Source organism: Bradyrhizobium sp. URHD0069 (assembly GCF_000701345.1).
Classification (GTDB): Bacteria; Pseudomonadota; Alphaproteobacteria; order Rhizobiales; family Xanthobacteraceae; genus Bradyrhizobium.
This window is the reverse complement of the sequence record NZ_JNIJ01000008.1, coordinates 74,808-96,605: the sequence shown is the minus strand read 5'-3', so window position 1 is coordinate 96,605 and position 21,798 is coordinate 74,808. Positions and strand designations below refer to the sequence as shown.

The 21,798-nt window shown below is 58.1% G+C and carries 31 protein-coding genes; 27 read left to right on the top strand and 4 right to left on the bottom strand.

Going from position 1 to position 21,798, the window contains the following annotated elements; all coding sequences use genetic code 11:
- The first annotated feature begins 174 nt into the window (after positions 1 to 174).
- The 17 genes from N554_RS39495 (at position 175) to N554_RS37105 (ending at position 10,083) form a co-directional block, all read left to right on the top strand.
- Complete coding sequence (locus N554_RS39495; RefSeq protein ID WP_156041733.1) at positions 175 to 345, top strand: hypothetical protein; 171 nt, start codon at positions 175 to 177, stop codon at positions 343 to 345.
- On the top strand, positions 342 to 917 hold the full coding sequence (locus tag N554_RS0102080; protein WP_029581955.1) for a class I SAM-dependent methyltransferase: 576 nt from the start codon (positions 342 to 344) through the stop codon (positions 915 to 917). Before N554_RS39495 ends, N554_RS0102080 begins: the two co-directional genes overlap by 4 nt.
- Positions 914 to 1,450, top strand: a complete 537-nt coding sequence (locus N554_RS0102075) for a class I SAM-dependent methyltransferase (protein WP_029581954.1) — start codon at positions 914 to 916, stop codon at positions 1,448 to 1,450. Before N554_RS0102080 ends, N554_RS0102075 begins: the two co-directional genes overlap by 4 nt.
- A 197-nt stretch (positions 1,451 to 1,647) precedes the next feature.
- The gene (locus N554_RS35260) at positions 1,648 to 2,319 is read left to right on the top strand and encodes a glycosyltransferase family protein (protein WP_036052188.1); all 672 of its coding nucleotides are present in this window, start codon (positions 1,648 to 1,650) and stop codon (positions 2,317 to 2,319) included.
- Positions 2,319 to 2,699: a hypothetical protein gene (locus tag N554_RS0102065; RefSeq protein ID WP_081851082.1), complete on the top strand. Its 381-nt coding sequence runs from the start codon at positions 2,319 to 2,321 to the stop codon at positions 2,697 to 2,699. Before N554_RS35260 ends, N554_RS0102065 begins: the two co-directional genes overlap by 1 nt.
- Complete coding sequence (locus N554_RS0102060) at positions 2,696 to 3,493, top strand: hypothetical protein (RefSeq protein WP_029581951.1); 798 nt, start codon at positions 2,696 to 2,698, stop codon at positions 3,491 to 3,493. The genes N554_RS0102065 and N554_RS0102060 overlap by 4 nt, the downstream gene beginning before the upstream one ends.
- Entirely contained in the window at positions 3,475 to 4,047 is a 573-nt protein-coding gene (locus tag N554_RS0102055; protein WP_029581950.1) for a hypothetical protein, read from the top strand. Before N554_RS0102060 ends, N554_RS0102055 begins: the two co-directional genes overlap by 19 nt.
- Positions 4,048 to 4,107: 60 nt before the next feature.
- On the top strand, positions 4,108 to 4,887 hold the full coding sequence (locus tag N554_RS0102050) for a hypothetical protein (RefSeq protein WP_029581949.1): 780 nt from the start codon (positions 4,108 to 4,110) through the stop codon (positions 4,885 to 4,887).
- 21 nt (positions 4,888 to 4,908) lie between these two features.
- On the top strand, positions 4,909 to 5,865 hold the full coding sequence (locus N554_RS0102045; RefSeq protein ID WP_156041732.1) for a major capsid protein: 957 nt from the start codon (positions 4,909 to 4,911) through the stop codon (positions 5,863 to 5,865).
- A gap of 66 nt (positions 5,866 to 5,931) precedes the next feature.
- Entirely contained in the window at positions 5,932 to 6,318 is a 387-nt protein-coding gene (locus N554_RS0102040) for a hypothetical protein (RefSeq protein ID WP_029581947.1), read from the top strand.
- Positions 6,315 to 6,842, top strand: coding sequence for a DnaT-like ssDNA-binding protein (locus N554_RS0102035; protein ID WP_051677254.1), 528 nt, complete (start codon positions 6,315 to 6,317; stop codon positions 6,840 to 6,842). The genes N554_RS0102040 and N554_RS0102035 overlap by 4 nt, the downstream gene beginning before the upstream one ends.
- Entirely contained in the window at positions 6,842 to 7,108 is a 267-nt protein-coding gene (locus N554_RS0102030; RefSeq protein ID WP_029581945.1) for a hypothetical protein, read from the top strand. The genes N554_RS0102035 and N554_RS0102030 overlap by 1 nt, the downstream gene beginning before the upstream one ends.
- A complete protein-coding gene (locus tag N554_RS0102025; protein WP_029581944.1) occupies positions 7,108 to 7,509 on the top strand; it encodes a hypothetical protein in 402 nt (133 codons plus the stop codon). Before N554_RS0102030 ends, N554_RS0102025 begins: the two co-directional genes overlap by 1 nt.
- Complete coding sequence (locus N554_RS0102020; protein WP_156041731.1) at positions 7,509 to 7,772, top strand: hypothetical protein; 264 nt, start codon at positions 7,509 to 7,511, stop codon at positions 7,770 to 7,772. Before N554_RS0102025 ends, N554_RS0102020 begins: the two co-directional genes overlap by 1 nt.
- Positions 7,772 to 8,776, top strand: coding sequence for a phage minor head protein (locus N554_RS0102015; RefSeq protein WP_029581942.1), 1,005 nt, complete (start codon positions 7,772 to 7,774; stop codon positions 8,774 to 8,776). The genes N554_RS0102020 and N554_RS0102015 overlap by 1 nt, the downstream gene beginning before the upstream one ends.
- Entirely contained in the window at positions 8,776 to 9,219 is a 444-nt protein-coding gene (locus tag N554_RS0102010; protein WP_029581941.1) for a hypothetical protein, read from the top strand. Before N554_RS0102015 ends, N554_RS0102010 begins: the two co-directional genes overlap by 1 nt.
- A 120-nt stretch (positions 9,220 to 9,339) precedes the next feature.
- Positions 9,340 to 10,083 carry an HNH endonuclease gene (locus N554_RS37105; RefSeq protein ID WP_197033387.1) on the top strand — a complete coding sequence of 248 codons (744 nt, stop codon included), beginning with the start codon at positions 9,340 to 9,342 and terminating at the stop codon, positions 10,081 to 10,083.
- A 12-nt stretch (positions 10,084 to 10,095) separates the two neighbouring features.
- Here the strand turns inward: N554_RS37105 and N554_RS39490 are convergent, their stop codons facing one another.
- A complete protein-coding gene (locus N554_RS39490; RefSeq protein ID WP_156041730.1) occupies positions 10,096 to 10,263 on the bottom strand; it encodes a hypothetical protein in 168 nt (55 codons plus the stop codon).
- Positions 10,264 to 10,281: 18 nt separating this feature from the next.
- Between N554_RS39490 and N554_RS0101995 the strand changes: the two genes are divergently transcribed.
- The 9 genes from N554_RS0101995 (at position 10,282) to N554_RS0101950 (ending at position 19,087) form a co-directional block, all read left to right on the top strand.
- Positions 10,282 to 10,749, top strand: a complete 468-nt coding sequence (locus N554_RS0101995) for a phage tail terminator-like protein (RefSeq protein WP_029581939.1) — start codon at positions 10,282 to 10,284, stop codon at positions 10,747 to 10,749.
- 53 nt (positions 10,750 to 10,802) lie between these two features.
- Complete coding sequence (locus tag N554_RS0101990; protein ID WP_029581938.1) at positions 10,803 to 11,249, top strand: hypothetical protein; 447 nt, start codon at positions 10,803 to 10,805, stop codon at positions 11,247 to 11,249.
- Positions 11,250 to 11,251: 2 nt separating this feature from the next.
- A complete protein-coding gene (locus N554_RS0101985; protein ID WP_029581937.1) occupies positions 11,252 to 11,569 on the top strand; it encodes a hypothetical protein in 318 nt (105 codons plus the stop codon).
- A gap of 228 nt (positions 11,570 to 11,797) precedes the next feature.
- On the top strand, positions 11,798 to 14,401 hold the full coding sequence (locus N554_RS0101975; RefSeq protein ID WP_029581936.1) for a phage tail length tape measure family protein: 2,604 nt from the start codon (positions 11,798 to 11,800) through the stop codon (positions 14,399 to 14,401).
- Positions 14,402 to 14,404: 3 nt separating this feature from the next.
- Positions 14,405 to 15,043, top strand: a complete 639-nt coding sequence (locus tag N554_RS0101970; protein ID WP_029581935.1) for a DUF2460 domain-containing protein — start codon at positions 14,405 to 14,407, stop codon at positions 15,041 to 15,043.
- On the top strand, positions 15,040 to 16,215 hold the full coding sequence (locus N554_RS0101965; RefSeq protein WP_081851074.1) for a baseplate hub domain-containing protein: 1,176 nt from the start codon (positions 15,040 to 15,042) through the stop codon (positions 16,213 to 16,215). Before N554_RS0101970 ends, N554_RS0101965 begins: the two co-directional genes overlap by 4 nt.
- A gap of 377 nt (positions 16,216 to 16,592) precedes the next feature.
- Complete coding sequence (locus N554_RS40750) at positions 16,593 to 17,807, top strand: phage tail protein (protein WP_197033386.1); 1,215 nt, start codon at positions 16,593 to 16,595, stop codon at positions 17,805 to 17,807.
- A gap of 9 nt (positions 17,808 to 17,816) precedes the next feature.
- The gene (locus tag N554_RS0101955; RefSeq protein WP_029581932.1) at positions 17,817 to 18,455 is read left to right on the top strand and encodes a hypothetical protein; all 639 of its coding nucleotides are present in this window, start codon (positions 17,817 to 17,819) and stop codon (positions 18,453 to 18,455) included.
- Positions 18,452 to 19,087 (top strand): SPRY domain-containing protein, encoded by a 636-nt coding sequence (locus N554_RS0101950; protein ID WP_029581931.1) that lies wholly within the window; start codon positions 18,452 to 18,454, stop codon positions 19,085 to 19,087. The genes N554_RS0101955 and N554_RS0101950 overlap by 4 nt, the downstream gene beginning before the upstream one ends.
- On the opposite strand, the gene N554_RS0101945 is transcribed toward N554_RS0101950, so the two are convergent.
- The gene (locus tag N554_RS0101945; RefSeq protein WP_029581930.1) at positions 19,084 to 19,293 is read right to left on the bottom strand and encodes a hypothetical protein; all 210 of its coding nucleotides are present in this window, start codon (positions 19,291 to 19,293) and stop codon (positions 19,084 to 19,086) included. The two genes, N554_RS0101950 and N554_RS0101945, sit on opposite strands and share 4 nt — an antisense overlap.
- Before the next feature lie 105 nt (positions 19,294 to 19,398).
- On the opposite strand from N554_RS0101945, the gene N554_RS0101940 reads away from it, so the two are divergent.
- Positions 19,399 to 20,361: a hypothetical protein gene (locus N554_RS0101940; RefSeq protein ID WP_029581929.1), complete on the top strand. Its 963-nt coding sequence runs from the start codon at positions 19,399 to 19,401 to the stop codon at positions 20,359 to 20,361.
- Here the strand turns inward: N554_RS0101940 and N554_RS37100 are convergent.
- Together N554_RS37100 and N554_RS0101930 are read right to left on the bottom strand one after the other, a co-directional pair.
- On the bottom strand, positions 20,358 to 21,056 hold the full coding sequence (locus tag N554_RS37100; protein WP_029581928.1) for a CPBP family intramembrane glutamic endopeptidase: 699 nt from the start codon (positions 21,054 to 21,056) through the stop codon (positions 20,358 to 20,360). The genes N554_RS0101940 and N554_RS37100 overlap by 4 nt on opposite strands.
- 3 nt (positions 21,057 to 21,059) lie before the next feature.
- Entirely contained in the window at positions 21,060 to 21,620 is a 561-nt protein-coding gene (locus tag N554_RS0101930; RefSeq protein ID WP_156041729.1) for a hypothetical protein, read from the bottom strand.
- Positions 21,621 to 21,798 lie beyond the last annotated feature (178 nt).

The following is a 21,798-nucleotide window of genomic DNA, read 5'->3' as shown; positions in this document are numbered from 1 at the left end:
ATATCTATGACGGCCTAGAGGCCCCTCCGATCGCAGGCTATGAGGCATTGGAGCGCGATGGAGTCGCTGTCCGCATAGAGACGACGATTGCGGGAGACGGGCAGGAGCGTGTCCATTTCCGTCTAAGGACGTGATGGACGCGGCGCATGGGCATTTGAATGTGGAGGCATTAGCATGAAAGAAATCGTAAACGGTATAGAGCGCGAGATGCCACCGCAGCGACCGTCGAAACCGGAAAGTCCGAGCGAACTAATGAACCACGCGCTTGGATGGTTGGTTGCCGCGTTCGTGGTCTGGGTTGCGTTCCAGTGGCTGGCAATTTACATGCGGCATAAGGGTCTATGACCCACGACCCCGGCTACAAGCTCCAGCGCCGCGTCGCCGGATACCACGACATCCGCATGGACGGGATCACCGATCTGGTCTGCCGGGCCAAGGGCGCATCGGTTTTTGATATCGGATGCAACCGTGGCCTCGTCTCATTCGAGATGGCCAACAACGGGGCCACAGTCTGCCACGGGTGCGATAAATTTGAGGAAGGCATCAGGACAGCGCGGGAGTTATTCGCGGACCTGCGAACCGTTGAAAGCAAGTTTGAGGTGGTGGACCTGACCGGCGGGGGTGATGCCGTAACGGCCGCTTTCGGTGATCGCAAATACGACATCGTGTTGATGCTGGCCACTTATCACAAGCTCAAGAGGGTGATGCCGCACACGCAGCTTTGCGCTCTCATCCGACACTTCGGGGACCGCACGAAACGATACTTCGCATGGCGCGGGACATCCGAAAAGATTGCCGAGAACGAAGAAGAAAAGATCAATCTTGACGCTAACCTTATCCCCATGGGGTTCCGTCGCATACACACCAGCTATATCAGCGAAGAACTTGGCATGGCTGCAATATGGAAACGTGCGTGAAGAAACTCCAGCGTGAAGAAGAGATAGCCTGGTTCGTCAACCTGCTGAGCCGCGAAAATGTCCGGTCCTATCTCGAGATCGGGTCCAAGTTCGGCGGGTCACTGGAACGTGTGGCAATGGCCCTGCGCGCCGGATCCCGCATCGTGTCGGTCGACATGCCGGGCGGGACAGGTGCAAGCCGTCCTCATCTGGAGGCGTGTGTAGAGAGATTAAAGGGCCATGGGTACGACGCGCATCTGATCCTGGGCGACAGCACGGCGCCTGAGATTATCGCACAGGCGGCGGCTCTGGGGCCGTTCGATGCGGTATTCATCGACGCCAATCATCTGTTGCCCTACGTCACCAAGGACTGGGAGAATTACGGGCCGCTGGGGCGCATCGTGGCATTTCATGATATCGCCTATGTGCCAAAGCCGGGCAATCCGAAAGAGATCGAGGTTCCGCAGTTCTGGAATTCGATCAAGGGCGGCTATCGTTTCGAGGAATGCAAGCTGGACGGGCCGCATAATGGTATAGGTGTTTTATGGCGATGAGCGAGTGGCAACTAATCGAGACGGCACCTAGAGACGGTACCCACATCCTCGGATGGGATGGGTCATGCCGCGCCGTGATCTATTGGCGCATAGGAGTTCATTGTTTCTGGGAATTGGCAGTCGCGGGATCCTACGCTGAAGATGCCGAATTTGAGCCGACCCACTGGATTGCCATTCCAGAGCCGCCCAAAGCATAAATGCTCAATATCTGTACGTGGCTATGGGGCTCGTCCTATGGTGAGCACTACGTTCGAAGGCTTGCCGCTGGCGTCCATCGCAATCTGAATGAGGCTCACAGGTTTATCGCCTTCACGGACAGCCCGCAGCATTTGCCGGGGATTGAGCAGTATCAAATCCCGGATATTCGGCTAACAGCTGTTAAGGGCTGTTTTGTCAGATTGCAGCTGTTCGATCCGGAATGGCAGAACAAGCTGGGCATCGCGCCCGGCGACCGCGTGGTGAACCTCGACCTTGATCTGGTCGTAACCGGCCCGCTTGATCCGTTGTTTGATCGCAAGGACGATTTCACGATCTTGCAGGGCGTAAATTCTAGCAACCCTTGCCCGTTCAACGGCTCGGTATGGTCCCTGAAAGCGGGATACCGGCCCGATATCTGGAGCGACTTCAGTCTGGACGCGGCCCGCGCCGTGCCCTTCGACAAATTCCCCGACGATCAGGCATGGTTCGCAGCCAAGATGCCTGACGCCGCAGCGTTTACCAGTGCCGACGGAGTGTATGCCTTCAAGAAGCGAGGTTGGCCTGACGGCGATGCCCTGCCGTCAGGTGCTCGCATCGTGGCGTTTCCGGGATGGCGTGATCCGAGCAAGTTTGAGGCCCTTCCGTGGGTCAAAGAGAATTGGAGAGCATGATGCCGCAGTTTCGTAAAAAGCCCGTCGTTATCGAGGCCGTCAAGTGGAACGGCTACAGCAACAATATCGGCCTTACGAACGGCCTAGAGCCGATGAATGGCGAGCGTTACGAGTCCCCGGCCTGGATGCCGCCGGTCTCGTTCGTCGTAACCGATCAGAAATATCCATCCCATCCGGGGCCGGGCGAAATCTGGCGCGACGGCGAAAGTCTTTGGATAGGCACGTTGGAAGGCAACATGGTCGCCTCGCCCGGCGACTGGATCATCCAAGGCGTCAAGGGTGAACTCTACCCCTGCAAGCCGGACATTTTCGCGGCGACATATGAGCCGGTTTCTGGACTAGCGGTTGTGGAATATCTGGGCGCCGACGCCCTCCGGTGATCGACCCCGCCAAGGTCTGCCTGTTCATCCCGGCAGGCCTGAAAGACTTCAAGCTTGATTTATTCGAGCGCATCGGGAGCAAGATAGAAGCTGCAGGCGGCCGGGTTGTCCGCCACGACATCGGACTTATCGACCAGTTGCCCAACGACATTATCCCGATTGTTGGATGCCAGCCGGAGTCAACGCCGCTCATAGCTGAGTGGCGCAAGACGGGCCGCCAGTTCGTTTATTGGGATCGTGGGTACGCCCGGCGCGTCTTTGCCACATGGCTCCCACGGGGCTCTGATGGCGGGTATTACCGCTGGCATCTGAACGCCTACCAGATGCAGTTAATTCGCAACGTCCCCTCCGATCGGTGGGACGCACTGAAGATTGACGTCAAGCCTTGGCAACGCAACGGCCGTCATATCGTGATCGCGGCGCCGACAAGGACATATTCGAAGTTTCACCAGTGCGAAAACTGGATAGCGGAGACGATCGATGCACTGGCGCGCGTCACGGATAGGCAGCTTGTCATCAGGGACAAGGAGTCGAAGCGCTCGTTGCAGTCGGATCTTGAAGGCGCTCATTGCCTTGTTACTCACGCCTCCATTGCTGCTGTTGAGGCTGTCATTCTTGGTTGTCCTGTCTACGTACACCCTGATTCAGCGGCTGCCTTGGTGGGGCAGACGGACCTGAGCAAGATCGAAAAGCCGGTTTATCCAGATCGTGATCGATGGTTATGGTCGCTCGCTGCCTCCCAGTGGAACGAGCAGGAATTGGTGGACGGCACTTTATGGCAGCAACTGGCCTGAAGCGGGCGCTGGTCGTCGGCTGCTCGGCCAACGTCTGGGAAGAAGTACAGGCGGCATCCAATCTGGTGAATTTTGACGCTTACTATTGCGTCAAGCTGGCCGGGGTTCATTGGGAAGGCCCGCGCTTTACCTGGTGCGGCCTGCATCCGGAATGGCAGGAGAAATACAAAGCCGAACGCGCGGCGCTCGGTTTGCACAGCAAATATGAAACCGTTGGCCCGCTCGCCTCGGAATGCGGCATGCACGGCAATCATCCCGTGGACCGGCGGGTATCATACCGATGGCCCGGCATGAATTCGTCGGGGAGCTCCGGACTGTTCGCGGTGAAGGTCGCGTTGGAAGATGGATTTGATCGCGTCGTTCTCGCCGGCGTGCCGATGACAACGGAACCGCACTTCACGCGCGGGAAGCCGTGGGCGCAGCGAGACAGCTTTACCAAGGGGATGACGGAATCCATCCCGCACTTCGCTGGTCGCGTTCGTTCGATGAGCGGATACACCAAGGAAATTCTGGGCTCACCTACGCCCGGATGGTTGGCGGAAAGCCGAACCTGAACGCTGGCACCGCCAGCACATCGCGCGGAATGCGCATCTAACATCCGGAATGGATAGACCATGGCCCTCAAGGCAATTGTTGAGACGATCGAATCCGTGCCTGAAGCCGCCCGCGGCTTCTACAAGGAGAACGAAGGCAAATTCATTCTCGAGGTCGAGCCTGTCGATGGCTTTGGGCTCGAAGATGTTTCCGGCCTGAAGAACACCCTCGGCAAGGAAATGACGCTGCGGAAGCGGCTGGAGAAAGACGTCCTGAAGTTCAAGGACATCGACCCCGACAAAGCCCGCGACGCGCTGGCCCGGCTGGAAGAGCTTGGCAACATCGATCCCACGAAGGAGGCGGACAAGATCGTGTCCGAACGCCTTGAGGCGGCAAAGCGCCAACTGCTCGAAAAGCACGGCGAGGAAATCAAGACGCGGGATGGCAGGATCGGCCAGCTCACAAAGACCGTCGAAGGTCTGCTCATCGATCAGTCGGCGACCGCCGCTCTGGCCGAGTCAAAGGGCTCAGTGGAATTGCTGTTGCCCCACGTCCAGAAGCACACCCGCGTGCGCGAAGACAACGGCCGGTTCGTCGTTGAAGTGGTGGACAAGGATGGAAACGCCCGCATCGGTAACGCGAAGGGCGACCCCATGACGATTGCCGATCTGGTGCAGGAAATGCGTCAGTCGGATGCATTCGGCCGGGCCTTCGAAGGCTCTGGCCAATCGGGCAGCGGAACGCAGCCAACCAAGCAGCCGGGGAATCCGGATCAGAAACCCGGCGTCCCGAAAACTTGGGCGGAAGCAAAGACCCCCGAAGATAAGGCCGCCTTCCTCAAATCTCAGAAGAAGGAATAGTTTTCCATGGCTATGTCAAACATGGTGGTCTTCAACGATTTCGTTCAGCAGACCATCACCGAAGTTATCTCGCAACAGGTTGACCTGTTCAACTCGGCCTCGGCCGGCACCATCACTCTCACCACGAAGCGCAACATGGGCGATTTCCGCCAGCGCTCGCAGTTCTCCGAGATCGCCAACCTGATCCGCCGTCGCGATGTTTACGCATCCGGCGCCGTGTCTCCGGTTGCGCTCGCGATGCTGCAGGAAGCGTCGGTCAAGGTTGCGACCGGCACTCCCCCGATCGCGTTCAACCCTTCGCAGTTCACCTGGATTCAGGAGAGCCCCGAAGTGGCTGGCGTGGTGATCGGTGAGCAGGTCGCCAAGGGTCAGTTTCAGGACATGCTGAACACTGGTCTGAAAGCCGCCCGCGCTGCGTTCGTCAATGTCGGCGCCACTGCCGAATACGACGTGCCGTCGCAGGGCACGCTCACCCTGAACGCCCTCAATCGCGGCGCGCAGAAGTTCGGTGACAGCGCTCAGTCCATCCGGGCTTGGGCGATGCACTCCACCCCGTTGCACGATCTCTATGACGCGGCGCTGACCAACACGGCTCAGTTGTTTGTGTTCGGTGACGTGCAGGTGCGCGAAGACGGTTTCGGCCGGCGCTTCGTCGTGACCGACTCGCCGTCGCTGTATGGTGCGGTATCGTCTCCGGACGTGACCGACTACTACACGCTGGGTCTGGTCGAGAATGCGATCATCGTTGAAGACAACGGCGATTTCTTCTCCAACCTCGAAACCTCCAACGGTGACGAGAACATCACCCGGACGTGGCAGGGTGAGTGGACCTACAACCTGGCTCTCAAGGGTTACACCTGGGATACGGGCAACGGCGGCAAGTCCCCGACCGATACCGAGATCGGCACGGGTAGTAATTGGGATAAGACCGCGACCAGCATCAAGAACACCGCTGGCGTGGCTGTTCGCAGCCGCTAATCGCGGGACACGACATAGAGGGCGGGGCCTGTGCCCCGTCCTTTGCTTTGAGATCGGAGCCTTCGGATGCTGACCTTCGTTTTCTACGGGCTGGATGGAATATCCGCCAAGGCGAGGGCGAAAGAACTCCGCACCCGTGAGGCTAGGGCCACCGCTGTTCAGGCGGATATGTGGTCAAGCAATGTTCCGCAGTCCGACCATATCGAGTTCATGCCTGACGTGGCTCCATGGCACCGTGAGCGCATCGAGGCGGTGTATGGCGTGGTTTCGGTTCAAGCAGGCCCAGAGCCAACCAAGTTTTACGGCGAGGATATCCCGATAGATGTCGGCGGCACCGCATTGATGGGCTGTAAGATTGTTGAGGGGCCACTCCTATACGATGCGGCCGTAAATGATCCGGCTCCAGCGCCAACTAAACGCCCGCGCGGGCGACCACGAAAGGTTGCCGCATGATCATCGTTGAAGACGGTACGGGCTTGGCGGATGCCAATTCCAGCGTCAGCGTTGCTGATGCCGACGCCTATCATTCGGCTCGTGGCAATTCGGCATGGACGGAAGCCAGCACATCGCCAGATCAGGGCAAGGCCGCCGCGCTGATCCGCGGGACTGCCGCGATCGAAGCCATGATCAGGAACAGGCTTTCGGGAGAGAAGATCAACGGCAGGGAGCAGGCGCTCCTATTCCCGCGCTCTGGCATGACCGACGCAGACGGCGAGGAAATTGCCGAAGACGAGATCCCAGTCGAGATAGTTCATGCCGTTTGCGAGGCATCCTTGCGGGAGCTTGTTGCGCCCGGCTCCATGTCTCCCGATCTTGAACGGGGAGGGCAGATAAGGCGGCTGAAAGCTGGCAGCGTCGAAATCGAATATGGTGGAAACGCATCGGCTCAAACCACGTTCAGCATCATTGATGGAATCCTGGCTGGATTGCTCGGCGCGGCTCCAAGTCCATATACAGCGTCGGCGGTGAGGGGATGATGGATAGCGTCAGAATTAAATCAGAAGGCGGTATCGCCAACGGAACGAAGGTCATCGACACGGTGACCGGGGCCGAGATCCAAGGCATTGAGCGGATTGCTATCGATTTGCGCGCTGGCGACCTCGTTAGGGCAAAAATCGACCTTTGCGCGGTTCAGTTAGACGTTGCGGCCCACGCAGAGTATCGCGTCGCAAGCCCCAAGACCGGCGATATGAAAGCCGTACGGCGAATTGAGTTTGCGGACGGTGAAGTGGTCGAATTCTAATGACCTCTCCGCTCGAGGGCGCACTACGGGCGCAAGTCTACAAGGGCATGCGGGGGCTGTTCCTTGACGCTGTGCTGACGCGCGATGTTATTCCGGATAGCCCGGCCTATGACCCCGCCGATCCGCCCGCGCCAGTTCCGGTGCCATACGCCTGTAAGGCAATCGTGGAAGACTACAGCGCCGGCGTGCGCGCTGGCGGTTTAGTCAATGCGACCGATGTCAATATCATAATCCTTGCAGCATCGCTTTCGGTGGAGCCGCAAGCCGGTGACAGATTGTCGGTGCCGTCTCAGGGTGTCTCGGGAACGATAGCGGGTCCGGCTACGAGCGGAACTTCTAGCATGAAGGCTGTCTCGACCGATCCGGCCCGCGCTACATGGTCGTGCAGGACGGTGACGTAATGGCGGCGGATAACGTTGTCAGCATCACAGGCAGCCGACCATCCCAACTAGGTGAGCCGCGCCAAGGGCTGATTGAGGCAATAGAAGATATACTGGCGATGGCGAAGTCGGGCAGGCTTCAGAGCTTCATCGGGACAGGCTTCACCGCGGACGGCAACCGTCTCGCGTGCTGGGGCGGTCACCACGAAAATGTCTACGAAATGCTCGGCGCAATCAATTGGCTGGAGCATGAGTATGTCAGCCGGCAGACGAACGAAGCCTGATGGCCGCCAACCGCTTTGACCAGTTAATCGACGCATGGGAACCCCACCTTCGGCAATCGTTCCTTGAAGCGTTCAACGAGGTCAGGAACGCCGCGCAGATCGACCAGATCGCGAGAATGCTCGAGCGCGGGGATATAGGCGGCGCGCTGCGCGCAGTGGGCTTAGACCCGATCCAGTTCCGGGTGTTCGACAAGGCGTTTGAATCAGCATACGAGGCGGGAGGCTCGGCAACATCAACCGCGCTTCCGGTAGTGAAGGACGCGCAAGGCTTCCGGGTCCGGTTTCAGTTCTCGATCAGAAACCCGATCGCTGAAAACTGGTTGCGGCAGTATTCGTCCAACATGATCCGCGAGATCGTGGACGATCAGCGCAACATGATCCGAGGATTTTTGCAGGACGGATTGTCCAAGGGCCTGAACCCGCGCACCACGGCGCTTGATCTTGTCGGCAGGATCGGCGCCAACGGCCAGCGACAGGGCGGCGTGATCGGGCTCACCGAGAGCCAAGAGCAATGGGCCAGAAACTACGCCGAGGAGTTGGCGAATAATCCAGCCTCCAGCCTCACAAGGACGCTTCGGGATGCGCGGTTTGATCGCGCGGTAGCCAAGGCGGTACGGGACAAAGAACCCATCCCCGCCGATCTGCGGGCCAAGATGGTGGCAGCGTATCGCAACCGCGCGCTGAGATACCGGGCAGAGACGATCGCTCGATCAGAAACCATTCGCGCGCTGCACCAGGCGCAACACGATGCAATAGATCAAGCCATCAAATCCGGCGCCCTGAAGGCCGATACGGTGACGATGGTCTGGCGCTCTGCCCACGACAAACGAGTCCGCGACGCGCACCGAGAGCTTAACGGGTCGCGGATCAGGTATGGCGGGGTGTTTCAATCTTCGCTGGGGCCGATCAGGTTTCCCGGTGACCCTAATGCGAGCGTCGCGAACACAATTTCGTGCCGCTGTTTCCTCGAGCCGTCCGTGGACTTCCTCTCCGGGATCAAGTGATGGCGGTCAACAATCTAGCGTTTGTCTCGGCAGTCGATGACTGGGTTAAATCGACTGAGCAACGCATGACCGCGGTTTGGAAGGAAAGCACCCAGCGGCTTAATTCCGTGGTCGTGGCCAATCTTAGCGGCGGGGTGGTCAATGTTCAGACTGGCTTTCTGCGGGCCAGTGAGCGCGCCTCGACAGAGGCAATGCCGACCATCGATCCCACGGCCCAGCCGAAAGACGAGCAATCGTACAGTTTTGATGAGGGCCAGATCACGACAGTGATCGCTAGTGCCACACTAGGGCAGACTATCTATCTGGGCTGGACCGCGGCCTATGCCGGCCACGTCAACTGGGGCACCGCGAACATGGCGCCGCGCCGCTATGTCGATCTCGCGGCAGAGCAGTGGCAGGTTATTGTGAACGGTGTGGTTGCAGATGCTAAGTCGAGGGTTTAGAATCCCGGTATGGCGAGGGGCGCACAGATAAAGTTTGCGGTCGAAGATAGTTGGCTGCGCAACGAGTATATTACCAAGAGGCGGCGTAATTCAGATTTGTGCGCCGAATTGGGCTGCTCAATGCCAACGCTGCTTCGTATTTTGAAGCGGACTGGGATAGAGCCCCGTGATGACCGAAATGCTGCCGTTCATCATGGCAGGCGAGTCCGGTTCGACCTAGAAAAGGCTGCCAAACTCTACGTTGACAATGAATGGAACGCCGAACGCATCGGTGAACTTCTTGGGGTTAACGCGTCCACCATTCTCCGTAGATTGCGTGAATCCGGCGTCATGATACGGCACCATAACGACACCAAGAGGGGGAAGCCAAACCATCGGCGCATCGATTTAGACCCGCAGTTGGTGGCGTTGGAATACGCCAAACAAGATGCGGATATTAAATCGTTAATGGCGATGTTCGGCGTCACCAAGTCAATCATTCGCCGCGCGTTTGATGCCGCTGGAGTTGAAACTAAGAAGCGGGACCGGGACGGCGCGAAAAACCCAAACTGGCGACCAGACCTGACGGCGGAAGAGCGCGCATTGCGGCGGGATTCTGCGAAGCAAACTAAATGGCGAATTCAGGTTTACGAGCGCGACGGCTACAAATGCCAGCGGTGCGGTGATGCACAGGGCGGGAATCTGAACGCGCATCACGTTGAGGCACACTGTCAAAACACGAAAGACCGAAACGACCCTGACAACGGCATCACGCTATGCGTCGAATGCCACAGGGGGTTTCATCGAGCCTACGGGCTGCGCGGCTTCGGTCGCAAGCAGTTAGCTGAATGGCTCGAAAACTACCGCACGAAAAACGCGGCTTAGTCACTCAGGAAGCTAAGTCTCGGGCTGCTTCAGCCCCGCTTTAATCAAGCCCAGAGAGATCAGGGTGAGCGCGTTTCGCGCCGCGGACAAGGCTGTGTCTGCCTGAACCGTCTTGCCACTGGCCTCGCCAAGGACGGCACGGGCCGCCTTCAACCGATCATCAGCCTCATTGTCGCTCAAGGGTTTGGAATCTGACAAATGCCTGATCCGGTAGAGGTTGCGATTGAATCCGCGCTGCTCAATAGAGCCATAGCTTTCGCGGCGGCGCAATCACCGGCCCTTACAATTTCGCTGCCGAATATTGCGTTTACCCCGCCGCCAGACAAAACGGCATCCGGCAGCACCGTAATTTACGGGAAATGGCTCAAGGCCACGTTCCTGCCGGCGCCGACGCTGGGGCTGGGCGTCAGCAGCAATTCAACCAATCAACTCTACGGGCTGCTTCAGATTGACGTGTTCCACGGCATTGGCGCTGGCGAATATGCGCCGGGCCGCATCGCGTCGGCAATCCTCTCATATTTCAAGTTCGAAACGGTCGTTACCAAAGATGGGTTTTCCGCAAAGGTCTGGAAGCAGCCTTACCGCTCAGCCCTGATGACGAAAGACGCTTGGACGCAAATCCCGGTGACGATCCCCTACGTTTGTTTCGCCCCCAATCCTGCTTGACGCAGCGATTACCCGCCGCTCAGCGGCTCTTTCTCAACTAATGGAGAACTACCATGCCCGCAGGCGTTGGACCCGTTTCCGGCACTAAATTCTTTACCGGCCCCGCTGGGTCGCCTCCCACGTCCCCCGATCAGTGGATCGAGGTCGGCGACATCTCGAACCTTGGTGATCTGGCCCTGCAGTTCGCTCAGATCGCGGTGGAATCACTCGGCAGCGGGGACACCTATCAGCTCAAGGGCCAGCGCAGCCTTCCGAACTTCGAACTGACCATGAACCGCAATGACAGCGACCTTGGTCAACTCGCACTCAAGGCCGCCGCGGAAGCAGCGCGTGGAACGCTCTATCCCTTCAAGATCCTTGAGACGGATGGCGGCACCGCGATATGGCAGGGCGAGAGCTTCGGCTATGGCCCGTCCTATGGCGGTGTCTCGAGCCTGCGGTCGGTCAAGACCTCCGTTTCCATCCGGCCCTCGACGCTTACGATCACGCCGAGCGTCTGATCATGGCTGGCGTTGGAGAGGTCGAGATCACGCTCGACGGCAAGACAGAAACGCTGCGTCCTTCACTGGGCGCAGCGAAAAAGGTCAATGCGGCCGGGGGATTTCAGCAGGTGTTAAACCGGCTGCTGGCGTATGACATGGACTTTTATGTCACTGTCGTTGCGGCCGGGATGAACAAGAAGCCGCAGGAAGTCGAAGAGGCGGTCTACACCTCCGGACTTTACTCGCTCGTCAACCCCTTGGCGCTCTATGTCGGCTATCTCGCCAATGGCGGCAAGCCGGTAGAGGCGGCCGGAGATTCCAAATCGGGGGAATCGTAAGCCACGCGGATTATTTCGCGTGGCTTGAAGAGATCGGCGGCGGCTGGCTTGGCCTCACCGAGGAAGAAACCAACAATTCTTCGATGCAATACCTCGTCAATGCCTTCTATGGACGCATGCGAATGCTGAATTGGAAGAGCGGCGACGTGTTTGCGCGCGTCACTCAGACTGAAAAATCACCTTTGTTCAAATCCCTGGTCGCACTAGCCAAGAGAGAGGGCGTCAAGCATGGCAGATGACGTCGCGAAATTAGGCCTCGAGGTCGATTCCAAAGGCCTTGAACAGGGAACGGACAAGCTCAAGGAATTTTCCGATACGGCGAAGGAGGCGGGCGACAACGCCGACAAGGCCAGTAGCAAGTTCGTTGGACTAGGGTCGTCTGCGTCCGACATGGGCGGCAAGTTCAAGCAAGCCTCTGACGGTGCTGAGAAGATCGTCAGCGGTATTGGGAAGGCGTCTGAAACCGCCAAAAAGGTGGTAGACGCCACAAGCAACGCCGCCGCTGCTGCAGCGAAGGTGGTTGGGTCTTTCAATAAGACCTTTGCCGAAACCGATACTGTAACGCGCGCCACGCAGTCTGCCGCTGATCGCGCGGGCATTTCCTTCAAGGAAATGGAGGCCAGAGTAGCGGGCGCATCCGGCGCGGTCAGTGAATCCGACGCCGCCGCCAGCGCCGCCAATATATCCTATCTGCGGGCTGTTGGCGCGGTCACGTTGCTTGGTGTCGCGGCTGCGGCTGCGGCGGTTGGCGCGGGCGTGCTGGCCTATCAGTGGTTGACGGCGCAGACGGCAATTGACCAAGCCCTGATCGGTATCGGCCGCCGTACCGGCACCACCATTTCCGACATCAACAAGTTCGCATCTGCCAATGCGACGGCAACCGGGCTTTCGGTCAGTCAGGCGCGTGATGCCGCCATTGAGTTCACCAAGACCGGCAACATTGCTGTAGACCAGCTTAAGGGCCTTGGGGACGCCGTATATGGCTTCTCCGTTCTCACTGGCAAGGATGCCGCCGAGGCTACCAAGACGCTTGCGGCGGCCCTCTCTGGCGATCTGGTGAAGGGGGCGCAAGACCTCGACAAAATATACGGCACGCTTGACGGTCGGACGCTTCAATATATCTCGACGCTTCAGGCTACAGGCGAAAGGCAGGAAGCGCAGAAGATCATCCTGAAGGCGATAGAGGAGCAGAACAAGAAGGCCGCCGACAGCGTTGATATTCTAACCAAGGCTTACAATTTCCTTGCAAACCAGTTGGACGCCACCGCGAACCAGTTGGGCAAGTCGCTCACATTTTCGCTGCCGGGCGATCGGCGAAGCCCACTTGAAGTTGAGTCAGAAAAAAACCAATCGCAGTTCGCATCGGATTCGCGGGGCGGCGACGATGCTGTCAGGCAGTTGTTGCCCCAGATTGGGGCCTATGAAAAGCTGATAAAGCTACAGGACGACCTGAACAAGGCGCGCGAATCGGCTGGCGCTCAAGGTCTCGGTGGGTTCAACGATGCCGCCGCAACTGCCATACAGAACCAACTCGCGCTCACCAAAGAGGCGATGGCTGAGACCGTTAATTACAATAACGAGATCGCCAGAGTCAGAGAGGAGTGGGCCGGCACAGGAGTCAGCATCAAGGCTGCGCTTCAACTTGAAGCGCTCCAGGACCAACTCGCAATCGTTCGCGCCACAAGCGAATCCGAGCGTCAAGCCGCGCAATACGCCGCTGCTTACAGTGCGGCAAAGCGTGCCAGCATGAGTGACGTTGATGCGGAGCAGATTGCTGCGGACAAGATGGCCTTGTCGGAGGCGAATGCAACAAAGGCGGTAATGGACCGCGTCCAGTCACTAAGAGACTCAACTGCGATGATCCGGGCGCATCAGAACGGAACGGAGGCGACGACAGCGGCAGCGATTGCTTACAAGAACGCGATTGCTGGAGGCGCTACGGAGACCGCCGCGGCAGCACTGCGTAGCGAAACACTTAGAAACAATTTGGCGAAGTCCGCCGATTATGCCCATCAATTCGAACAAAGCATGGTGCGCGCAGCGAATGCGGCGGATAGCGCGCAGGACTCAATCAATCAAGCATCACAAGATATGCAAGATGCCGCCGCTGCCGCGCCCGGCGGCTCTGGCAGCTTCGATGTCCCGAAGGGAACGCAATATACATCATCATGGGATCCGTTGGGGTATCGTGGAAGGCAAGAGGTAAACCAGACCAGCGATCAGGCCGCAGCCATGGGACTGCCGAATGGTCTCGATGCCGCAATCAAAAACGTGCAGCAGCAGCCGACTGGAGACCTTCGTGGTGGTGGTTCCTATGCCGCGACAGACCAAAGCATGATTAGCACGCTTCAATCTCTCTACGAATTGAAGAACGCGCAGACGAACGACAACGGCGTCAAACGGGCGAACATTACGGAAGAAATAGCATGGTTGAACACGCTCCCTGAAACCATCGCACGCAATCAGCAAATCGTAACCCTGACGCAATCGCTCGACTCACTCAAAGACAGCGTGGATGCATCGACACAGGCCACGCTAAATCCGCTCTACCAGCAAGGTCACGGCGCGATGCCGCAGATCGGGTATTACCACGCGGCAACTGGCCTTGACGGGATTGTCCAAGGTCCAAGCGGTGTCGATAAAGTGCCCGTGCACATGATGCTGACGGCTGGCGAGCACATCCAGGTCACGCCGGCAGGGCAGAGCAACGACAATCGATCGTCAAGAACAACGAATCTAACTCAGAACATCGTTGTCTCGGGAAGCGACACGCCCCAGCGCCGTCGCAATGCGATGCAGCGCGCCCAAGGTTTCGTTTCGGCGGCAGGATAATCCATGGCAACCGCTGATCTGACCTACTTCCCCGATGATGTTCTCGTCGGGGCCATCCGGCGTTTGGTCACAAGCACGGCCACGCAGCCGGGAGATTCCGGCATTGATGGGCGCTTGGGCAAGTACGATTTCCCATTGCTTGAGCTAACCGTTTCGCCATTGCCAGAACAATCCCAGGAAGTGGAGGATTTGTTCTTCACTCAGAACGGGCCTGAGCGATCGTTCTTGGTCAGGCCGCCGCTTGTGCGTGATCGTGTTGCGACAGCGCAGCCGCTGCTTTTGAATCGCGCCCCTGCCTTTGGCACTGGGACGGCTGCCGTGTACCAACTCGGCATAGCCAAGACAGCGCGCGATGCTGACGGCGGGGCGCTGCATACGGTTTACAAGCCCATCTATCACCCCTTGGCATTGGCGATGGTGATCTACGCCAATGGCGTTGCACTCGCCACAAGCCCCGCGCTGTGGACGCTAGGGGCATTGGGGAGCATCACAGTTACTGCCCCGCTTGGACACGCCCTTACCGCTGATTTCGATTACGACACGGCGATGTTTTTCGTTGCCGATCAGATCGAGACGACTCTGCAAGCCTCTGAAGTCGAGTTCGTCAAGGGCATCACGATCCGGGAAGCCCCCGGCGAATGAGGACGATTACCTTAAGTGCAAACCCGCGGTTGCGGGCGATCATTACTATTACGCGGCGTGACGAGACGATCATTCGCGTCAGCAATTCAATGCTGGCGATTACAAACGGCGGGGACACATGGCTCCCGTCTCCCGGTCTTTCGCTTTCGGACTTCACCGAGCGCAATGACGGGACGGTCCCCAGTACAAGTCTTTCCGTCTCCATGGAGCGGAGCGGGCTGTTCGATCCTCGAGACGTTGATACCGGACAATTTGAAAATGCTCTTGTTGAGATCGACATCATCAACGCCGCGGCGACCTCGCCCGACCAACGATATTTCCTGTTCATCGGGAAGATCATCGGCGACATCAGGTACGGCATAGACCGGAAGGCCACGTTCGATATTGTCGGGAAGTTCTCGACTCCGCGCGACGTCTTTGTTCGGAAATACGGCATACCCTGCGATGCTAATTTTGGAGATCCGCGCCGCTGCAAAATACCGACCTTCCCGGATGTTGAGGAAGGCAGCAGAGACCTCCACGACGTTGAGACATCGGAGACTATCGCTGTAGGTGACCGGCGGCGGTTTCTGTCGGGCTCTCCGGCCAGTTACAACAACGTCTATCTCGAATGCACAGCGATCACGACGGGGATAACCGCAGACACGGCGCCGGCATATTCCACCACGGTTGACGCAACGACCGTAGACGGCGGCGTGACGTGGACGACCAAGAACGCATGGGCGCGGTCGTTCGTGGTCGCCTCTGTTGTCAATTCTCGCAATCTGTTTCTAACGGCGCTTCCGGACCCGAGAGCATCTGTGAACTCATGGTACGGGCCGGGGCGCATCAAAATGCTTACCGGCTACATGAAAAACCGGGCTGCCAAGATCAGGGCGTGGGACGGCACGACGTTTCAAGTGGAGTTGATCCAGCCGATCGCGGAATTGCTAATGGTCGGGGACGCCGGCGAGATCGCGCCCGACTGCGACAAGACACCGGGCATGTGTCTCGATAAGTACAACAACAAGAACAATTATCGCGGTTTCGATCATCTCACCGGATCGAAGATAGTCACGTCGACCATCGTTCCTGGTGTGACGCCGTTCCCTGGCCCGACCGACGATCCGGGCGCGCCTGTCGTCGGCGGTTACGCGCCATTCGCGGTTGAGTTTGCGGCGGGGTCGGACTGATGGCCCGCGCGCTATCCGCCCCGTTTTCCAGCCGGTTGACAGAACCGTTCATAGGGCTGGCAAGTCCATTCTACGTCGCGCCAGCGTTAACCGACTCAGCCAAATCAACCCTAACCGGCGTTGAGCAGACCGCGCTTGAGGGCGCGCTATTCGGCAAGGAAATCCCGGTCTTCGTCGGTGGCGAGAGTCTGATGGGCTGCCGGATAATCGAGGGGCCATTTCTTGAGACGGTTAGCAGCGTCAGCGTCGTGTCGTTCATCGCGACGTGCGCGGTCGCGGCGACGCCGGGCGCGACGCGGACCATCACTAGCCTTAGATTGAACGGAACAGAGTCGTGGACTTCTGCCGGCGGCTCCATCGGGACGCCATTCGCGGGCATGACGGTGAACGTCAAGACGGGAACGGAAACGCAGACCCCGTTCGCCAGCAGCATCACCCGATATGGCTCCAATGCGACCGCCTACCGTTCCCATATCTGCGTCGAGGTCATCAACTGCCCGCTGTCATTATTCAACAATGAAATCCCGTTCGCGTCGATCTTTGTGCATGAGGCCGACAGCATCACGCGCAACGATGCATTAGCGGCACTCGCTCGCTATGCCAGATATGACGACAGCGAATTTGAGTTCGATGTCAGCGGCTCGGATAAATTCTGGATCGTCGGGCAGAACACGCAGTTCATCCCGTTTCTTGCTGGGTTGCGGAGCATTTTTCGCCACTGGAACATCACGGCAACTGACAAGCTGCGCGTAATTGAAAATAGCGCGGACGACGCGATAAGCGCCACGATTGTACGAAGCAACATGCTCGCTAATGATATTGAGCTGGTGTGGGATAGCCCTCTCAGCATCACTAGTGATCGTGCTTTGGGCTTCATCGATACCGGACGAGACAACGACTTCAACACTGCCACGGCCCAGCTTGAGAGATTCCCTGTTCCTCTTACAGCATCGCAGGACTCCGAAACCATTGAGCTGCCGATCGGCATGACATTTGCGGAGGCGTCAACCCTCGTTAACGACTCGCTTCAAATCGATGATATCGCGCGCAAGAAAATGCGATTTACCGCAAAGATGGCTCTCTATGGCATGGAGCCGGGGGACATCTTTGACTTCAGCGACGATCCCGACATTTCGTTGACGGCACGGATTATATCGATCGCAAGGCGGGCGTCCGACCACGCCATCGAAATTGAAGCCGAACGGGTTGATTTCTCGACGTTCGCCAACGTCGCCCCGGTCATCACCTCGAATGGCGGCGGCAGTACAGCCTCGATTACGATCAACGAAAACACCACGGCCGTCACGACGGTAACCGCGACCGACGCCAATGGCGATCCGCTGACATATTCGATCAGCGGCGGGGCCGATGCCGCACTGTTCGGTATAGGCGCGAGTACAGGCGTCTTGGCGTTCCTGGTTGCGCCTGACTACGAGACGCCAACCGACGCAGACAGCGACAACGCTTACGTCGTCATCGTTCAAGTCTCGGACGGGTCTATGACCGATACGCAAACCATCACGGTAACGGTTGCGGATGTGTCAGAAGGTGGCGGCACCGCCGACGATGACTTCTTACTTTTGATCGAATAGGACACCACAATGGCCGATAACGTCACTTCACCGATTCCGGCGACTACAAAATTCAAGTCCAAGGACACTGGCACCAACGGCCATCTGATGGGCCATACGCTCTATGATGAGGCGGAGGCGGAGGTGCTTGGCAAGGTCACGGCGAACCCGACCGCGAACACTGTCCTCGGTCGGTTAAAGGATCTGCTCACCGGAATCGTGTTGTCAGCAGGCTCTGCCGTCATTGGTGCGGTTACTCAGTCCGGCACATGGACAGTGCAGCCGGGAAATACCGCGAACACCACGGCATGGAAGGTGGACGGTTCGGCTGTTACGCAGCCGGTTTCCGGAACCGTCTCAATCACCGACATCTCCAGCGCCGAATATGAAACCGTCGCAGCATCTCAGACTGCACAGGTGCTCGGCGCAACCGGAGGGACCGGGGATTATATCTCACACATTACCGTCATCCCAACCTCGGTATCACCGGGCGTTGTGACGCTCTTGGATAACGCTACTTCGATTCCGGTATTTGCGGGTGGCACCGACAGCCTATCGAACCTCGCGCCGTTCACCATTGTCTTGGGTGCAAAGAGCACTTCTGGCGCATGGAAACTAACGACCGGCGCCGGTCTTTCCTGCATCGCGTTCGGAAACTTCACCGCATGATGTGGCAGATCAGACGAGGATTGATTGTAGGGCGCGGGGCGCTTGATGGTGCGCCTTTCGTTAGCCCATACGCAACCTTCAATGGCGTCAACAGCGGCGCTACCATCAGCAATGCCGGACTTACTGCGACACACGCCACGGGCTCGGTGGGTGGCGCGCGCAGCGCCACGGCAAAGAATTCGGGTCTCTATTATTTTGAGATGACGTTGACGTTGGCGGAAGCTAACAGCGGGGTGGGGCTCATAACGGCGGCCGGAACATATACGAACATTGTCATCGACGGGGTGAGTTGCGCCGTCGTATATCAATCCGGCGCGATCTGGTCGAACAACGCCAACTCGGGGCGCAGTCTCGGCGCTCTGGCCAACGGCAACATTATCGGCATCGCGGTCGATCTGGACAACAACAAGGTCTGGTTCCGCAAGTCACCGTCAGGAAACTGGAACGGTTCTGGAACAGACAATCCCGCCACGAATACAGGGGGCGTTAGTATATCAACTTTCTCTGCGACTACGCTCAGCCCGGCGGTTGCGTGGGCGAATTCTTCCGGTGGAATAGTAACGGCAAACTTCGGCGGAAGTAGTTTTAGCGGGACGTTACCAAGCGGCTTTACATCGGGGTGGCCGCTTTAACCGAAGATCGCTTTGAAGAGCGTGACCGGCCAGATCGCGCCTTCCGGTATGGCGAGCGCAATATTGACGGGAAGTATTGTCGGGCCGGACTGCCAAGACCGGAAAAGCGCGATCGTCAGAACCGTGACGACGCCGATCAGGATGTAGCCGAGCAGGGCGATCTCAATCCAATATTTTGAAATAGCGTTCTCATCTTGCTGCTTCATAACAGGCAGTTTCGCGCACTGGTTGCCAGAATTCAAGGGGCCGTAAGGCCGAAAGGTTAATGACGTGGCCTATCTCTCACAAGCAAGTAGCCCGGTGGACATCTGATGGGCTACATAAATCAGGCATCGGCTACAGCCACCAACTCGCCCATGATCACCATCAGCATGTGGGTGAAATACCTCGGCGCTGCCGATACGGGGGCAGCCATTTTCGGCTTTGGCCCCAATGTGGCGAATGGTGGCGGTCTATTCCTTAGTTATACGGGCGACGGAACGTCGGGATCGATCGGCTGCGGCCTGGGTGGGGTAACAAACGCTCTAACGTCCGAGGACTGCTTTACGGGAGATCCCGACAATAACTTCAAGGGACACGGATTGGGCGCTGAAATAGGGACCAACCAATTCTCTGCCGGGACGAACTTCGATTTTTCCAGTCCCGGCATGAGGATCGACACTTGGTTTCATCTGTTTCTAACTATCGATGTCAGTGCCGATTCGAGGGTTGGATCGATTGCTGATATTGCGGACATTGACGACCAGGCGGATGCTACTTCATGGGGAGTTGCTAAGGCCTTTGTTAATGGCAGCGAGGTCGCGGTCCTAACAACTGGGGACTTTACGCCAAGGGGCCGATCAGATTCTGACGGTACGCTTTGGTATAGCGCGACCGGCGCTGACGGCAGCTCTGGCGGACCCATTCAGCCCTACTATGCGCCTGCATATCTGGACGGGGTTAACGTGCGCGGTTCGGCGGAGTTCTTCGTTCCAGGCTTTACTTTGCAGTTGAACGGCATTCCGATTGGAATTCCGACCTATGACGGCATCGCTGGGCCTCGGATCGCTTTTGCCGATATTCAAATCTGGGTCGGTCAGTACATCGATCCGACCACGAACATCGACAAATTCATCAGCGGCGGACGGCCTGTAAATACTGCGATTGCTGAAGAGGCTTTTGGAGTGCCGACGTATCGCCTTAACCGACCGGCTAGTGACGTTGCGAATAACACTGGCAGCGGGGGCGATTTCACCAAGACCGGGACCGTGACCGACGCTACGCCGGGGCCTTAGCCGTAAGCGATCCGCAAAGCCGGCATCGTATTGAACATCGCGTGAGCGAGGATGCATGGCCAGACGCTGCCCGATCGAGCCCGCGCCCAAGCGAGGACCAATCCCATCAGGAAGAATATAACGAGCATATGCCATGGGAGAGGCGTGTGACCAACGAGAGTCGAGTGAATTGATGTCCAAAGTGCGCTGCTTATGATGGCAGCGCAGATTGCCCCAAGAGACCGCGCGAGCGCAGGAAACAGGAAGCCGCGAAACAATAGTTCTTCCGAAAGCGGAGCCCCGACCACGATCGCCGCTAGAGTCAGCCAAAATCCTCCGTGGGTTGTAATTTGTGGCACCGTCAGACTAACCCCACTCCACACGACCAGCGCGAACGCCGCAAATACTACCAAAATGATGGCGCCGATGGTGATGCCCGTAACCACGAAAATATCTGCAAAGCCGCGCCCGCGGGTGAGTGCGAGTTTGCTGGTCCCGCCGGAAGCCAACAAGACCAGAGCCACCATCAGCGCATGTGACGCCAGCAACACTCCGTAGTGCGTCCGCGGATTCCACTGCCCGCCCAATCCAGGGGCGAAGCCATAAAGAACGAACGGGAAAACACCGAAACCGGCTACCAAGATAGCGAGCGTTGCCAAGATCGCCGGGATTGCGCCCCATGTCCTGGCGAGCGGCGCGCTTGCTGCGTCAACCATTAGTCAATAATCCAACCGTTTAAGCGGCCTTCCGAAACCGTCCGTGATGCGAACGCCCGGCTCGGTATGGACGTCACTGATCCACGGAACGCTCGGGTCGCGTGCCAATATGCGCGGCGATGGATCTGGGGGCGGTGGCGGCTCACCTACGCCAACGTACTCGAAATCTCGCGGCGCGCAGCCGAGGTCGACTGCACCGGGCGGCGCGAGCGGCGGCTCAAAGTCGACATTCGCCTTCCTGCCCGTTCCGAAAATCTCGAAAAACTTCTGCGTTGTCGTGGCAAGGGGTGTGCCGCTGCGGCCAAGGTAGCCGCATTCTATCGTCAGATCCTTGATGTCATAAATGCTCGCGTTGAATACGCGCAATGTCTGGATGGGCGGCGGCGGCGTGGTGTCGAAGGTTTGGCTTTTAGAAAAGGATTGGTCGGAGGAGCTCGATTGGCCGCGGTAGCTAGAACGATTCCCAAACGACGATGTCGTGGTGAGGGTAGTGGAGGTTGGTGCAGGGTCACGGCTCCTGACGATCATCTGGCCGAACGGCGCGATTCCGATCAGATCTAACACCTTAGGTTTCGGCGGGAATTGTCCCGACGCCTCAGGCGGCTCGGCCGACCGGATTTGGTCAAGTATCCCAGGCTTGGATTGTTGTGCCGTCGCAGGCACGGCCGCAGCTACCAACAGCGCGGCGAACGCAGTGATTGTTTTGATCATGACCCCATCCCCCACCCTTTGCCGCTGACAA